This is a genomic window from Micromonospora alfalfae (assembly GCF_022230925.1).
GTDB classification, from domain to species: Bacteria; Actinomycetota; Actinomycetes; order Mycobacteriales; family Micromonosporaceae; genus Micromonospora; species Micromonospora alfalfae.
In genome coordinates, this window is sequence record NZ_JAKKFH010000012.1 from 110,175 (window position 1) to 124,597 (window position 14,423).

Consider the following 14,423-nt stretch of genomic DNA (forward strand, 5'->3'; position numbering starts at 1 on the left):
GTTTCGCCGCGGGTGCTGTGTCAGCTGCCCACCGGGCCGCCGTCGAGGCGCCAGGTGACCACCACGCCCGGCTTGGCGTAGTCACCGTCCGGCCAGTTCGAGGCCGGGTTCTCCACCGAGGCCCCGGTGATCTCGCCCGGGTGCTGCACGGCGACGAAGACCGAGCGGTTGTCTTCGGTGATGAACGGGCCGCAGGTCTCCGCGCCGAGCGGCACTGTGAGGAACTGCTTGAGGTGACCCCGCTCCGGACCCTCCACGGCGGTGGCGAACAGGCCGTCGTTGCTGCCCAGCGCATTGCCGTCGGTGGAGATCCAGAGGTTGCCGGTGGCGTCGAAGGCGACGTTGTCCGGGCAGGAGATCGGGGAGACCTTGGTCTTGTCGTACCCGGCGAAGAAGGTCGACGGGTCGGTCGGGTCGCCGCAGACGATCGGCAGCGACCAGGCGAAGGTCTCCGAGGTGTTGTCGTTGCGGTCCTCGACCAGCTCCAGGATCTGCCCGTGCTTGTTGGCGGTGCGGGGGTTGGCCTCGTCGGCCTTCGGGTTGCTGCCGACGCCCCGGTTGGTGTTGTTGGTCAGCGCCACGTACACCTTGCCGGTGAGCAGGCTCGGCTCGACGTCCTCGGGGCGGTCCATCTTGGTCGCGCCGACCTTGTCACCGGCGAGCCGGGTGAAGGTGAGCACGTCAGCGGCGGTCATCCCGTCGACGAACGACCGGTTGCCGCTGACCAGCCTGATCCAGCGACCCCGACCGTTGAACGCGCCGTCGGTGGGGAGCTTGCCGGTGCCGTCGATCTCGGCGGCGCTGCTCTGGTCGAGCTTCGCCACGTAGAGCGTGCCGGACTCCAGCAGGGTGAGGTTGTGCTTCCGGGCAGCCCAGGAGTTGCCAGCCATGAACTTCTTGTCCGAGACGAACTTGTAGAGGTAGTCGAACCGCTCGTCGTCGCCCATGTACGCGACCACGTGGCCGTCCTTCGCGACGATCACGTTGGCGCCTTCGTGCTTGAACCGGCCCATCGCGGTGTGCTTGCGCGGGCGGCTCTCCGGGTCGAACGGGTCGATCTCGACGACCCAGCCGAACCGGTGCGCCTCGTTGGGGTGCTTCGCCAGGTCGAAGCGCTCGTCCGCGCGCTCCCACCTGCGGCTGCCGCTGGGGTAGCGGCTTGCGGTGCTGATGCCGTAACGGTCCAGCTTCGGCTTCAGCTCGGCCGGGACGGCGTCGGCGCCGACGAAGTACTGGTTGAAGTTCTCCTCGCCGGAGAGCACAGTGCCCCACGGGGTCACGCCACCGGCGCAGTTGTTCAGAGTGCCGACGACGGTGCGGCCCCTGGGGTCGGCGGCGGTCTTCAGCCAGGCCGAGCCGGCGGCCGGGCCGGTCAGGTCGAACTTGGTGCTCAGGGCGGTGACCCGCCGGTTGTACGGCCGCGGGCCCTTGCCGACCGGCTTCCACTGCCCGGTGCCCGCGACCCGCTCAAGCTCCACCACCGACATGCCGTGCGCGGCCATGGCGGTGCGCAGCTGCTCCACCGAGAGCCCGTCCAGGCCGGGGAAGCCCGGGAACATCAGGTCCTCGTTCGTGTACTCGTGGTTGACCACGAGCAGCGCCCGCTTGCCCTGCTTGTCCAGCGGCAGCACGCCCACGAAGTCGTTGTTGTAACCGAACTGCTTCGACTGCGCGGCGGCGGTCTGGTGGTGCAGGTTGAACTCCGGCGCGCCCGGCAGCACCGGGTCGCCCCACTTGATCACCACGGCGTGGTCGTAGCCGTTCGGCACGACCAGGGTGTCCAGCTTGTTCGGTGGGATCGGCTTGAAGGTCAGCGCGCCGCTGCCGACCCCGGTGCCGGGACGACCGAACCCGAGGTTCTCCGGGACGTCCGGGGCGGTCGGGGTGGCCATGGCCGGGGCCGCCCCGGCGAGCGCGCCGGCTGCCGCGCCGCCGAAACCGAGCACCAGCGCGCCGACCGCGCCGGCCCGGACCACGCCACGCCGCGACACCTCGGCCTTCACCACGTCACCGAAGTACGCGTTGTCGGAGGTGTTCGGTACCGGGTGGTCACAGGCGTTTCCGCACCGGTACAGGCAGGTCATGGCATCACGGGTGCCATGGCGGGTGCCGTTCAACAGGGGGAGCAGCCGGGGGCGGTCGCTCATGGGGGAGGCCTCCAGAGAAGTCGGTGGAACGACAGGCGGCGTACCAGCCGGACGCTAGGAGGACGTGGTGAGCGCTCGTCGGCCGCGATGTGAACCAGGCGTGAACACCTTCGTCGATGGCAACCGACACGCAACCGGTCTGACCTCGGGCTGAACCGATCGGCGTGACAGCACGTATTCCCGAGCGGACGCACCGCCGGACGCGCGCCGGAAGCGAGGGAGACCGCCATCAGCGACCACGACGCCCAACTGCTGCGCGCGCTGCACGACGAGCACGCGGAGGCGCTGTACGCCCACGCCCTGCGGCTGGTCAACGGGGACCGGCAGCGGGCCGAGGACCTGGTGCAGGAGACGCTCCTGCGGGCCTGGCGACATCCGGAGTCACTAGACCCGAATCGCGGATCGGTGCGGTCCTGGCTGTTCACCACCGCCCGCAACCTTGCCATCGACGCCTGGCGGCGGCGATCCACCCGGGTCGGCGAGGTGTTCACCGACGACCTGCCCGAACCGCCCGACGTGATCGACGAGGCTGAACGGGCGGTGGAGGCGTGGACCGTCGCCGAGGCCCTGAACCGGCTCAGCCCGACCCACCGGGAGGTGCTGGTCGAGTGTTTCTACCAGGGGCGGTCGGTTGCCGAAGCGGCGTCCCGCCTGGGCGTACCGCCAGGGACCGTGAAATCCCGCACCCACTACGCGCTGCGGTCTCTACGGTTGGTCCTGGCCGAGATGGGGGTGACGGGATGACCCGGTGCGAGTTCGCGTACGACGACGGCGCGTACGTGCTGGGCGCCCTGGCCCCCGCCGAGCGGGCGGCCTACGAGCGGCACCTCGGCGGTTGCGCCTCGTGTCGGGAGGCGGTCGCCGAGATCGCCGTCCTACCCGGGTTGCTCGGGCGCCTCGACCCGGCGGGGTTGGAGCAGATCCTGCCGCCGCCGGCCCCGCCCCGGGTGCCCGCGTTACTCGACGAGGCCCGCCAGCGCCGTCGTCGGGAACGCGCCGCGGACCGGCGACGGTACGCACTGACCACACTGGCCGCCGCCGGACTGGCGCTGCTGGTCGGGGTGGGCACCGCCGTGGCGCTGCCTCGACCGGTCGGCCCGCCCGGCAACCCGGCCCCGCAGGTGTCGATGGTGGCCATGCGACCGGTGGCCGCCGCCGGGCCGGTGCACGCCGACCTCGGGCTGACCGGCACCAAGTGGGGCACCGAGGTGAAAATGCGGTGCGGGTACGACGCGCGGGCGAGCTACGGCAAGGCGTACCCGTTCCGGCTGGTGGCGCGCGGTCCGAACGGCGCCACCGAGCAGATCGGCTCCTGGCTGGCGGCACCCGGCGACGACCTCAGCTTCACCGGCGCGACGAGGTTCACCGACGCCGAACTGGTCAGCGTGGAGCTGCAAAAAGCCGACGGCACGCCCCTACTGACCTACGCCGTCCCCTAACCCCGGTGCGCCCCACCCGGTCCTCTGCGATCTTGCACTTTCTGCCCTGGCAAAAGGGGCATGGCAGGCGTATCGACGACCGAAACTGCAAGATCGCGGGGTCAGGGGGTGGGGAGAGGGGCGGGGACGTTGGTGGGTTGGTGGGACTGGCGGGTGCGGCGGGAGGTTCGGACGGCGTCGGCGGTGAAGACGATCAGGGCCAGCCAGACCAACGCGAAGCCGGCCAGCCGGGCCGGCGGCATCGGCTCGTGGAAGATCAGCACCCCGCAGCCGAGCTGAAGGATCGGCGCCAGGTACTGGACCATGCCGAGGCTGCTCAGGGGCAGCCGGTTGGCAGCCCCGGCGAACAACAGCAGCGGAATCGCCGTGGCAGCGCCGGCCAGCACCAGCAGCGCGGTGTGCCCGGCCGAGACGTGCCCGAAGGTCAGGTCGGCCTTCGCCGTCAGCCAGCCCAGGTAACCCAGCGCCGGCAACGCCAGCACCGCCGACTCGACGAACAGCCCCTCCGCCGCCGGCAGCCCGAGCCGCTTCTTCACCAGGCCGTAGCCGGCGAAGCTGAACGCCAGGGTCAACGCCAGCCAGGGCAGCCGGCCGTAGTCCACAGCGAGCACCGCCACCGCCGACGCGCCGATCCCCAGCGCCACCCACTGCGCCGGGCGTAGCCGCTCCCGCAGCACCGTCACCCCGAGCAGCACCACGACCAGCGGGTTGATGAAGTAGCCGAGCGCTGTCTCCACCACCCGGTCGGAGTTGACCCCGTAGATGTAGGTGCCCCAGTTGACAGCGATCAGCGCGGCGGCGGCGACGATCCCCGCCACCGCCCAGGGGCGGCGCAGTAGCGCCCGCAGGAAGCCGACGTTGCGCAGCGCCGCCAGCAGCAGGGCCACGAAGAGCACCGACCAGACGATCCGGTGGGCCAGGATCTCCAGCGGGCCGGCGGGTCGCAGCAGCTTCAGGTAGAGCGGAAAGAAACCCCAGAGCAGGTACGCGCCGAGGCCGTAGAGGTATCCCAGGCGGAGTGGCGTCACGCTTCCACCGTAAGGGGCGTAGTGCTGCTTTGTTCCTTTCCGGTGATCGGGGTCACCGGGGGTCGTCGGTCCAGCTGCATCCACCGCTGCGGCGCGTCCAGCGGGGTGAAGCCCACCCCCGCGTACACCTGGTGCGCGTCGTTGGTGCAGAGCAGGATCCGGCGTACGCCCAGCTCGGCCAGGTGGTCGCGGACCGCGCCGGCCAGCCATCCGCCCAGCCCGCGACCCCGGGCGGGCCGGTCGACGTACACATCGCAGAGCCAGGCGAAGGTGGCACCGTCCGTGACGACCCGGGCCACAGCGACCTGGCGGCCGTCCTCCGGCCGGTAGATGCCGAACGGAAGTGAGCCGGCGAACGACCGCTCGATGGTCTCCCGGTCTCGTCCGAGAGCCCAGTACGCGTCGGTGGACAACCAGTGGTGCACCAGATCCAGGTCGATCCGCGCCGGATCGGTGCTGAGCAGGTGGCCGTCGGGGCAGGTCAGCGAGAACATACAGCGACGCTAACCGCCGAGGTGGGCAGTCCGGCCGCCACATTCCCGAACTCTGGTCATCGGCCCGCCGGGGCCCCGACCGAGGTCGGAGCCCCGGACGGACCGGGTCGGTGCTGGCTGGTCGGCGGTCAGTCCCGGTCGAGGACCGCGCCGAGGATCCAGGTCACGATGCTCACGAAGAGCGCGCCGAGCACAGCCGCCGGCCAGAAACCGTCCACCGAGAACGGCAGCCCGGCCTGGTCGGCGATCCAGCTGGTGAGCAGGAAGAGCAGCCCGTTCACCACCAGGGCGATGAGACCCAGGGTCAGCAGGTAGAAGCCACAACCGACGGTCTTGATGATCGGCTGGAGAACCGCGTTGACCACGCCGAAGATCACCGCCACCAGGAGCAGCGTGGTCACCGTCTCGGTGGCCGAGTTCGAATCCAGGGAGATGCCCGGGATGAGGAGCGTGGCCAGCCAGAAAGCGAGAGCTGTGCTGGCCAGCCGAATCAGCAGACCCTTCAGAAAACCCATGGCGGGGATCGTGCCACGGACACCGCACCGACGTAACCCGCCGGCTGGCCGTCCCGGTGGATCAGCCGCGCGTCGGCGGCCCGATCAGTTGCGCCTCGATCGGAGTGGGGGAGAGCAGTGCCCAGCGCAGCGCCCGCCGGTTGACCACCGCCACCATGTCCTCCCGGATCCGGGTCAGCCACTCGGCCGAGCCGCCCAGCCCCAGCGCGGCTCCGGCCAGGGTGGCCTCGGCGGAGGACAGTGGCTGAAGCAACGCCAGGTCGGCGCGGCTCAACGCGTCCACATCGGCCGGGGTCAGCTCGTCGCGTACCACAAGCGTGGCCCGCCACGGCGGGCCCGGCGCGGCCTCGGCAGCCACCGGCCCGGCGTCGACGATCAGAAGCAACGGACGCAGCGCGGTGCCCACCCCGTCGGCGACCGCCCGACCGGGAGGGAGCAGCGGGATCGTGCCGCCCGGCGCGCCAACCCCTCGGATGAACGGTTCCCAGGCGCGTGGCCGGGCGGTCTGCACCACCACCAGGGCGCCGAGTGCCAGGGCGCGCAGGGCCACCAGCTGGGCCGCCCGTACCCCGCCGACCAGCAGGACGCGGGTGCTCTCCGGCCGGAACAGTCGCACGGTTACGGCGCGGCCGTGCCGGTTGGTGCCGACCATCATTCCCGCGTCGCCCACTGACAGCTCCCAGTCGTCCACGGCCGGGCCGGGTCGCGCCCCGGCCGCCGGTGGGCGGGGCTGCGCCCCGGGCGCCGCCAGCGCCAACGGCAGCGTGGCGGCCAGCCCGCTCAGGTGGGCGCCGTCGAGTCGTCGTAGCTTTCCGCCAAGGTCGGTCACCAGGCGGACCAGCGCCTCGCTGGCAGCCGCCAACTCGGCCGTCGTCCCGGCGGCCAGGCGTACGGTCAGCTCCGTCGGCACTCCGCCGGCCGCCGCCGGACCCGACGACGTCGACATCGTCGGCGACGGGCCTGAGCAGATCGACACCGTCGTGGCCGTCGCCGGCAGCGCGAGCAGGCGGGGCACCAGCCGACGTCCAGCCACAGCGCCCGCGTCGGGCCAGTGGAGCAGGCGGAAGGTGGCCTGGACGAGAGTGCCGGACCGGATCGCCGGCCAGGACTCCCGGACCGGCTCGCCCTCGTGGTGGGCCAGCTCACCCAGGACGCGCAGCGCCGCCGGCACCCCGAGCGGCCGCGCGGCCAACGGCCCGAGCCGGCGGACGATCCGGCGGACCGTGCCGGAGAGGACCCGGCGCAGGTCCTCCTCGGACCAACCGTTCATCCGCAGCACCCGGACCGCCACCACCGCCCGCTCGCGCCCGGCGAGCCGCCCGTCGGTGAGCTGCCGGTACGACGTGCCGACAGTGCCACCGGCGCTCGGCACCGGCGCCGGCGCACCGGCGAGCAGCAGTTGGACCAGCAGCGGGGGTTGGTCCGGACCGGTCGGGGGGAGCAACGCGGCCGGGGCGGGGATCGCCTGGGACACGTCGCCCAGCAGGTCGCCGGGGTCGCCGAGCTCCAGGAGCGCGACCATGCCGGTGGTGTCCTCCAGGACGGCCGCCGGCCCGCCGGTCAACTCGGTCGAGCGGACCACGGTGCCCGGGGCGACCAGGTCGAGCAGTTCGGCCGCGTCGGCCGGCCCGGTCAACCCCCGCCGACGGCTGAGGTGCCCGATGGCGATGCCCAGCCACTCGAACAGCCACCGCCCCCGCACCGGCACCCAGGCGGCGGCCACCAGCAGCACGGCCACCAGCACGGCCGCCGCGACGACCGGTGCGGGTCGGCCGAGGGCGACGAGCACGAGCGCCGCAGCGACCTGTGCGGTGACCAGTTGGCCGGCTCGCACTCCGGCAGCCGCACGACGGCTGAGGGCGACCCAGTGGGCCGTCGACGAACGGCGACGGGGGGTGCGCTGATCGGCAGGCCCCGGACTGCGGTCGGTGGATCGGCCGGGCCCGCCCAACAGTGGGAAGGCACCTGCCTCGGACCCGACCGGGGTCGGTGGGTGCGGCCCTCCGGTGGTGATCGCCGGCACCGTGCCTCCTCGACCAGTGGGGACCGGGTCGGGCGGCCGTCCGCCCTCCGGCGGCCCGTCACGCGCCGCGACGTGGCTGCGGCACATCGTAAGCGACCGATGGCCGCCTCGGTTGTCCACAGGGGAAGCCGGCGGGGTAGCAGAACCGCTACGAGGTCGCTACCGTCAGCCACGAAGTCCTTCGCTGACCCGGGTCTCAGTGCTCGACGACCGGGCCAAGCGACGACGCGTCGCCCCGGGGGGTGGGCGCGTCGACGGCCAGGTGCGATCCGAGAGACGAGGTGACGTCCGGATGTCCCAAACCAAGGCAGAAGCAGCTGTGATGCAGCAGACTGCCGCGAAGTTCGAGCAGGTGGACCAGTCGTTGCAGTCCATGCTGACCGGCCTGCTGGCCGAGCTGGAGGTGTTGCAGCAGGCCTGGCGTGGCGCTGGTGGCCGGTCGTTCGAGCAGGTCAAGCAGCAGTGGTCACAGGACCAGGCGGCGCTGCACCGCGCGCTGCGCGAGACCGCCGGTGCGATCCGCACCGCCGGTCGGCAGTACCACGCGTCCGACGACGAGGTGGCCAGCCGGGTGGCCGGCACCAACCGCGGCGGCATCCAGTTGCCGCTCTGATCCCGCTGGGGAGGGAATCCGATGGACCATGGTGTGCTGGTCGTCAACTTCGCCGCGCTGCAGCAGGCCGGCGCTGACATTCAGAAGGCGTTGAACACCCTCGACGCGCAACTCGGCCAACTCGAACGCGACGCCGCCCCGCTGGTGGCGAGCTGGACGGGCGACGCGCGGCAGGCCTACGAGCAGCGGCAGGCGCGGTGGCGTTCGGCCTCGCAGGACCTGCAGGGGATGTTGCGTGACATCAGGTTGGCGGTGAACGACTCCGCCACCGACTACCTGGACACCGAGAAGAAGAACACCGGGCTGTTCCAGTGAGCGATGTGGGCCGGGAGCGCTGACCGTGTCCGGGCCAGCGCCCCGCCCGCAGCCGGTCCACGGTCAGGGCTGCATGCGGGCGGGCTCAGGCCGCACGTCGGCGGCCTCAGGCCGTGCGCAGGTGGGCTCAGGCCGGGCCGGCCGGGCGCCAGCGTCGACGGGCGCCCCGGGGCGCCAGCAGGGCGAGCAGCGCCACTGTGACCGCTGTTATGCCGGCCACCGCGCTGATCAGCAGGGCTCGGTCCCGTGCGGCGGCCCGACGGGCCTGGCGGGCGAGCTGCGTCGGGTCGGCCCGATCGTCGGCGAGAGCGGCGACCGGCCGTGCGCCGGCCGCACGGCCGCCACTGGTCTCGGTGACCGCCCGGTAGGGGTTCAACACTCCGGCGCCGTACCCGCCGCCCCGGCCCGCGCCCGGAGCTGGATCGGCGGTGGCGATGATCCGCTCCGCCACCTGGGCGGCGGTCAGCTCCGGCCGGTATTCCCGCAGCAACGCGGCGGTGGCGGCCACGAAGGGCGCCGCGTAGCTGGTGCCTTCGACCCGATGGTGGCCGGCACCGGGCGCGGCGGTCAGCACCTCGCTGCCCGGAGCCACGAGGTCGACGTACGGGCCGGTCTGCGAGAACGTCGCCCGCCCGCCGTCCGCCCCGATCGCACCCACGCCGAGCACCCCGTCGTAGCCGGCGGGGAACGGTCGGGGGTCCCCGCTGTCGTGCAGGTTGCCGGCGGCGGCCACCAGCACCACGTCCCGGTCGACCGCGTACCGCACTGCCGAACGGACCTCAGGGTCGTCCGCGTACAGCACCACGGACAGGTTCACCACGTCGGCGTCATTGTCGACGGCCCACCGGATGGCCCGGGCGAACTCGTCGGCGCTGACCGTACGCCCCGACTCCCGCCCCTGCACCACCTGCTGCTCACTCACCCGCACCGGCAGGATTCGGGCACCCGGTGCCAGGCCGCGGAACGCGACGTCAGGGCGGGGTGCCGCGGCGATGATGCTCGCCACACCGGTGCCGTGCCCGGCGCAGTCCCGACCGCCGTCCCCGCCGGGGTCGAGCAGGTCGATGCCGGCCAGCACCCGCCCAGCCAGCTGCGGGTGCACCCGATCCACCCCGGAGTCGACCACCGCGACTGTCACCCCGGCACCGGTGGCCAGGGGCGCGAGCCGCGCCGGGTCGTACCGTTGCTGTGGCCAGGGCCTGGCCGCGACCGGCCGGACGGGGGCGAGTGCTGTCGCGCAGGCCGGCGCCGCCCGGAGCCCGGCGGTGGCGGCGACTGTCGGAAGGGCCGGTACGGTCAACAGGCCGACGGTCAGACCTGCGAGGACCGGGCGCGCGATCGATTGGGACATCGACACCCTCCGTATCGTATCGGCTCCGGAACGGGATGTTATCGCCTCCTCCGGTCCCCGGCTGGCCGCCGCCGGCCAGCCATTGTGATCTTGGTACCACCTTGTAGGTTGTACGCGATACCTGTGGCCTGTTCTCGGAAGGGGAGGTGGCCGTGACCGCATGGGAGCCGGCCACGGAGGCCGAGGTGGCGATGCGCGACGCGCTGCGCGCCAACGACCAGGAGCTCTACTTCCGGCTCCTGTCCCGCACCGATGTGCTGCTGCCGGTCTCCGCGCCGACGCAGCCCGGCCAGCCACCCGCCGGATGGGGCACCTGGACCACCGGCGGCCGGACCCACGTCCTGGCCTTCACCTCCGCCGCCGCCCTGCGAGCCTGCCTCGGCGATCACGCCGGCAGCAACCGACGCATCCCCTTCGCCGATCTCGCGGCCAGCTGGCCCAACCACGAGTGGTGGCTCGCCGTCAATCCGGGTCTGCCGGTCGAGGGTTACCTGCCGGCGTGGTTCGTGTCGCAGCTGTCCCGAGGCGACGTGCGACTGCCCGGCCGTGCCATGGGTGCCCGCGCCCGCCTGGAGCGGGCCGAGACGTTGGCGCGCACCCGGCCCGGCGCGCCACTGCGGGACGCCGCCCCAGCCGCCGGATCGCCCCCCGTGACGGGGGCGGCCCCGTCCGCGCCCGAGAGCGTTCCGCTCGCACCCCGAAGGCCCGCGCGTAGCCCAGGCCCTCGGGTGGGTGCCCCGCCGGTGCCGGGTCCGGCGCCCCGGCCACCCGCCTCCGCTGAGCCGCCGGTGTCGGGTTGGGCACCCCGGCCACCCGCTTCCGCTGAGCCGCCGCGCCGACCTGGCGAGGAGGACCTGCCCGCCGCCGGTCAGCGGCACCCGACCGAACCGCCCCGGCCCGCCCCGGGCAACGGAGCACTGCCCCGCACCGGCCGGCCGTCCCGGTTCACCCCGTTGGCGACCGCCGGCCCCACCGCCGACCAGGCCGTGCCGGGCGTGGGCTGGCCGACAGGGACCCGGCCGGGCGACGTCGACGGCCCCGCCCCGGGTAACGGCAACGGTGGCCCCCAGGCCGCCCCTCGGCGCTCCTTCTTCGACCCCAGCCCGGCCCGCGACCCGGCCGCGAGCGGAGGACGCCCCGGTGACCGGGCGGCCCCGCCGACCCGGTTCGGGCGAGGCAGCCAGCCCTTCCCTCGCCGCCGCCCAGCCGACGCGCCGGCCGACGAGACCGCGACGCGGGCCTTTCCGATGGCGGCGGACCCGGCCGCCACCCAACCGATACGACGGCCGGAGGGCGGCCTCGGCGCGTCCCGTGGGATGGACGCGCCGCCATCCGGCGAGGAGATCACCCAGCCGCTGCCGCCGCGCCGGCACAACCCGCTGGCCGAGGAGCCCACCCGCGCGTTCCGGGTGACCGGTGAGCCTCCCCTGACCGGTGCGCGTGGGCGGCCGTCGGCGGAGGAGACGCAGGCGATTCCTCAGGACCGGCCGGGCCGGTTCGAGCCGACGGAGGATCTGCCGGTGTCCGTCGCGGAACCGGTCTCCGGGCCGCCCGCGCCGCGCCGCGGCTTCACGCCCATCGTCATCGAGGGCACCATCATCGAGTCCCGCGACCTCACCGACCCGATCGAGAGCAGCGCGCCGGTCGACGCGCCCCGGCGGCCCAGCCCCGCCGAGGCCGCCCCGCCGTTCGGTTCGACGTCCCCCGGTCCGGGCCTGTTCGGCCCGTCGTCGCCCAGCCCCGCCGAGGCCGCCCCGCCACCGTACGGCTCGACGTCCTCCGACCCGGGCCTGTTCGGTCCGTCGTCCTTCGGTTCCAGCCCATCCGGGCCCGCGTCGTTCAGCCCCGGTCAGTCCGCCCCGGGCCCGTCCGCCCCGCATCCCGTGACTCCGACGGAGGTCGGCGCCGTCGGCGGTGGCCTGGGCGATCCGCGCATCGACGACAGTGGCGACGCCCCGCACCGTGACGACCGCGCCAACAGTGCTGTCTCGTCGACCGGACCGGCCGTTACGGACCAGGCCGGCGGCGCGAGCGTGATCGCTGACGACGGTCCGCACCCGCCGGCCGACGAGCCGCCGCCGGTCGAGTTCGAGCCGGCCAACACGGTCGAGGAGGACCTGCTCAGCGCCGCCGGGTCGGGCAGCACCGACACGTTCCTGTCCACCCTGCTGCTGGCCCGGGTGCTACTGCCGGCGGCACCGGACTCGGTGCGGGGGAGCCGCCCCGGGGATCCCGGCTTCGTCTGGCGTACCGGGCAGCTCGACGGCGAGACGTACGTGGTGGTCTACACGTCGTCGGAGCGCCTTGCCGACCATGTCGAGGGGGACGTCGACACGGTCCGGGTGAAGTTCGCCCAACTGATCCGGCGCTGGCCCGACGAGGACTGGTCGTTCGCCGTCAACCCGGGCACGCCGGTGGGTGCCAAGTTGCCGGGCGAGCAGATCGTCGCGTTGGCCAACTGGGCTGCCGAGGTGGGGCTCGGGGACGACCTGGAAGTGGACCAGGCGGAAGCGCCGGCCGTTGCCGAACCCGCCGCCCGTCCCCGGTACGCCCCCGCAGCGGTCGACCCGACCCGGCCGACGGTCATGCAGAAGGCGATCGCCCCCAGCCAGCTCGCGTACTACCTGGATCGTGGGTACGACCGGGTGTCCGGGTTCGTGCACCGGGCCGGTGAGCTGTCCCACCTGACCACACCGGCTCAGCTGCACGACGCGCTGGGCCTCAGCTACCCCGGCTCGCCGTTCGCACCGGACGCCGAGGAGATCTACGTGCTGCGCTGGCCGGCGCACCGGCCGAGCCTCTACCGCATCCCGTACGGCGGTCAGAACGAGCCGGCGATGCGGGCCATGGAGGGCTGGGTCATCGAACGCCCGCCGTTCCGGGGCAACGGCTTCGCCCCGGGTGAGAGCAGCGACGTGGTGGCGGAGTTCAAGGTGGACAGCGCGCGGCTGCCGCACGGCGCCCAACTCTGGCGCATCGGCGCGGACGGCAGCGAGCGGGTGGTCGCGGAGCTGGACACCGACTCGGTCACCTGGCGACGGGTCGGGGAGGCGTGATGCGCGACGGTTACGTGGCCCGTTGGCAGGGCCGGGAGTACCAGGCCAGCCCGGATGGCGACGACATCCGCCTCTACCAGCCCGAGCCGGGCGAGGGTTTCGAGGAGGTCCGCGCGGGCCGCTACGTCCGGGTGCTGCCGGCGAGCGAGATCGAGGACCTGGCGTACGTGCGGACCACCTGCACCTGGAAGGGGCAGCCGTTCATAGTGCTCGGCGAGCACGACGCCTGGCTGCGGGTGGAGTACACAGGTGGCCGGTGGCCGGTGGCCGAGGCGATGCGGCTGGAGGTCTTCGACTTCGGCGTCTACCAGGGCTGGGCGCCCGCTGCCGAGGTCACCGACCTGCGGGAGCAGCGGGTCTGACCGGTCAGGTCTTCGCCCACCGCAGGATTTCGCCGAGCACCAACTCCGGTGCCTCCAGGTGCGGGAAGTGCCCCACCCCGTCGAGCAGTCGCCACTCGTAGGGGGCGACGACGTACCGGCCGGAACCCAGGGCGGTGCGGGGCAGGGAGGCGGTGTCCAGGGCGCCGTGCAGTTGCAGCGTCGGGGTGGACAGTGGCTTCTGCATCAGACGGACGAACCGGTAGCCGTGCAGTCGCAGCAGCGAGCGGAACGCCCACCGGTAACCCTCCAGCGCGCAGAACGCGGCCTGCGGGATGCACATCGCCTCCCGGCACCGCTCGGCGTACGCCTCGAAGTCCGGCCCGGCCACCCACTGTGGGCCGCCCCAGCGGCGCACGATCTCGCCGACGGCCGCCGCGCCATCGCGGGTCAGGACGTGCTCGTAGCGGGGTAGCTGGAACTTCAACGCCGGAGTGGAGGCGGTGAACTGCCCGCGCGGGTCGGCGAAGATGGCGGCGCGCAGTCGCAGCGGGTGCGGTGCCCCCAGCACCACGAGTCGGCGGACCAGTGACGGGTGGAACGAGGCCACCGTCCAGGCCACCATGCCACCGAGGCCGCTGCCGACGATCGTCGCGGACCGTTCACCGAGCGCGCGGATCAGCCCGGCGATGTCGGCGGCGAGGGTGTAGCCGTCGTACCCCCGGGGTGGTTTGTCGCTGGCCCCGTAGCCGCGCAGGTCGACGGCGACCGCCCGGAAGCCGGCGTCGGCGACCGCCGGCAGCATCTGGTGCCAGGCCCACCAGTGCTCCGGGAAGCCGTGCAGGAACAGCACCATCGGCCCGGTGCCGCCCTCGACCACGTGGAACCGGCTGCCGTTGGCGCCGACGAAACGGTGCGTCCACGGCCCCTCGGTGAGGACACAGGACTCGTCGACGGCCCCGCCGCGCTGGTCGGTCATGGCAGACAGCCTAGGACCCGGTTGCCGCAGGCGACCCTGGCGGTCGCGTTGAACAGGGGAAAGCCCCGGGTTGCCCCGGACCGGGACCAGGGGAACCGGCTCGACCAACTCGGTCCGGGCCACCGGGGAGGTGGCGCAGAAAG

At 73.1% G+C, this 14,423-nt stretch carries 13 protein-coding genes; 6 read left to right on the forward strand and 7 right to left on the reverse strand.

The window, feature by feature from the left end; genetic code table 11:
• Positions 1-20: 20 nt before the first annotated feature.
• The gene (locus tag MED01_RS12890) at positions 21-2,147 is read right to left on the reverse strand and encodes a PhoX family protein (RefSeq protein WP_238668764.1); all 2,127 of its coding nucleotides are present in this window, start codon (positions 2,145-2,147) and stop codon (positions 21-23) included.
• Positions 2,148-2,396: 249 nt separating this feature from the next.
• Between MED01_RS12890 and MED01_RS12895 the strand changes: the two genes are divergently transcribed.
• Positions 2,397-2,891, forward strand: a complete 495-nt coding sequence (locus MED01_RS12895) for a sigma-70 family RNA polymerase sigma factor (protein WP_238668906.1) — start codon at positions 2,397-2,399, stop codon at positions 2,889-2,891.
• A complete protein-coding gene (locus MED01_RS12900) occupies positions 2,888-3,586 on the forward strand; it encodes an anti-sigma factor family protein (RefSeq protein ID WP_238668766.1) in 699 nt (232 codons plus the stop codon). Before MED01_RS12895 ends, MED01_RS12900 begins: the two co-directional genes overlap by 4 nt.
• A 101-nt stretch (positions 3,587-3,687) precedes the next feature.
• Here MED01_RS12900 and rarD read toward each other — a convergent pair whose 3' ends face one another.
• From rarD to eccE, 4 genes are all read right to left on the reverse strand, one after another.
• The gene (rarD, locus tag MED01_RS12905; protein WP_238668767.1) at positions 3,688-4,614 is read right to left on the reverse strand and encodes an EamA family transporter RarD; all 927 of its coding nucleotides are present in this window, start codon (positions 4,612-4,614) and stop codon (positions 3,688-3,690) included.
• Positions 4,611-5,108 (reverse strand): GNAT family N-acetyltransferase, encoded by a 498-nt coding sequence (locus MED01_RS12910; RefSeq protein WP_238668769.1) that lies wholly within the window; start codon positions 5,106-5,108, stop codon positions 4,611-4,613. The genes rarD and MED01_RS12910 overlap by 4 nt, the downstream gene beginning before the upstream one ends.
• A 128-nt stretch (positions 5,109-5,236) precedes the next feature.
• Entirely contained in the window at positions 5,237-5,623 is a 387-nt protein-coding gene (locus MED01_RS12915) for a phage holin family protein (RefSeq protein ID WP_091395522.1), read from the reverse strand.
• Between the two features lie 61 nt (positions 5,624-5,684).
• Positions 5,685-7,733: a type VII secretion protein EccE gene (gene eccE / locus MED01_RS12920; protein ID WP_372493656.1), complete on the reverse strand. Its 2,049-nt coding sequence runs from the start codon at positions 7,731-7,733 to the stop codon at positions 5,685-5,687.
• Positions 7,734-7,938: 205 nt separating this feature from the next.
• Here eccE and MED01_RS12925 point away from each other — a divergent pair, with 205 nt between their 5' ends.
• Complete coding sequence (locus MED01_RS12925) at positions 7,939-8,259, forward strand: WXG100 family type VII secretion target (protein WP_091395516.1); 321 nt, start codon at positions 7,939-7,941, stop codon at positions 8,257-8,259.
• 21 nt (positions 8,260-8,280) lie between these two features.
• Complete coding sequence (locus MED01_RS12930; RefSeq protein ID WP_238668772.1) at positions 8,281-8,574, forward strand: WXG100 family type VII secretion target; 294 nt, start codon at positions 8,281-8,283, stop codon at positions 8,572-8,574.
• A gap of 127 nt (positions 8,575-8,701) precedes the next feature.
• Here the strand turns inward: MED01_RS12930 and mycP are convergent, their stop codons facing one another.
• Positions 8,702-9,925 (reverse strand): type VII secretion-associated serine protease mycosin, encoded by a 1,224-nt coding sequence (mycP, locus tag MED01_RS12935; RefSeq protein WP_238668773.1) that lies wholly within the window; start codon positions 9,923-9,925, stop codon positions 8,702-8,704.
• Between the two features lie 152 nt (positions 9,926-10,077).
• On the opposite strand from mycP, the gene MED01_RS12940 reads away from it, so the two are divergent.
• Positions 10,078-12,981 (forward strand): SseB family protein, encoded by a 2,904-nt coding sequence (locus tag MED01_RS12940; protein WP_238668774.1) that lies wholly within the window; start codon positions 10,078-10,080, stop codon positions 12,979-12,981.
• A complete protein-coding gene (locus MED01_RS12945) occupies positions 12,978-13,343 on the forward strand; it encodes a UCP033725 family protein (RefSeq protein ID WP_030334177.1) in 366 nt (121 codons plus the stop codon). The genes MED01_RS12940 and MED01_RS12945 overlap by 4 nt, the downstream gene beginning before the upstream one ends.
• A 4-nt stretch (positions 13,344-13,347) precedes the next feature.
• Here the strand turns inward: MED01_RS12945 and MED01_RS12950 are convergent, their stop codons facing one another.
• A complete protein-coding gene (locus tag MED01_RS12950) occupies positions 13,348-14,280 on the reverse strand; it encodes an alpha/beta fold hydrolase (RefSeq protein ID WP_238668775.1) in 933 nt (310 codons plus the stop codon).
• Positions 14,281-14,423 lie beyond the last annotated feature (143 nt).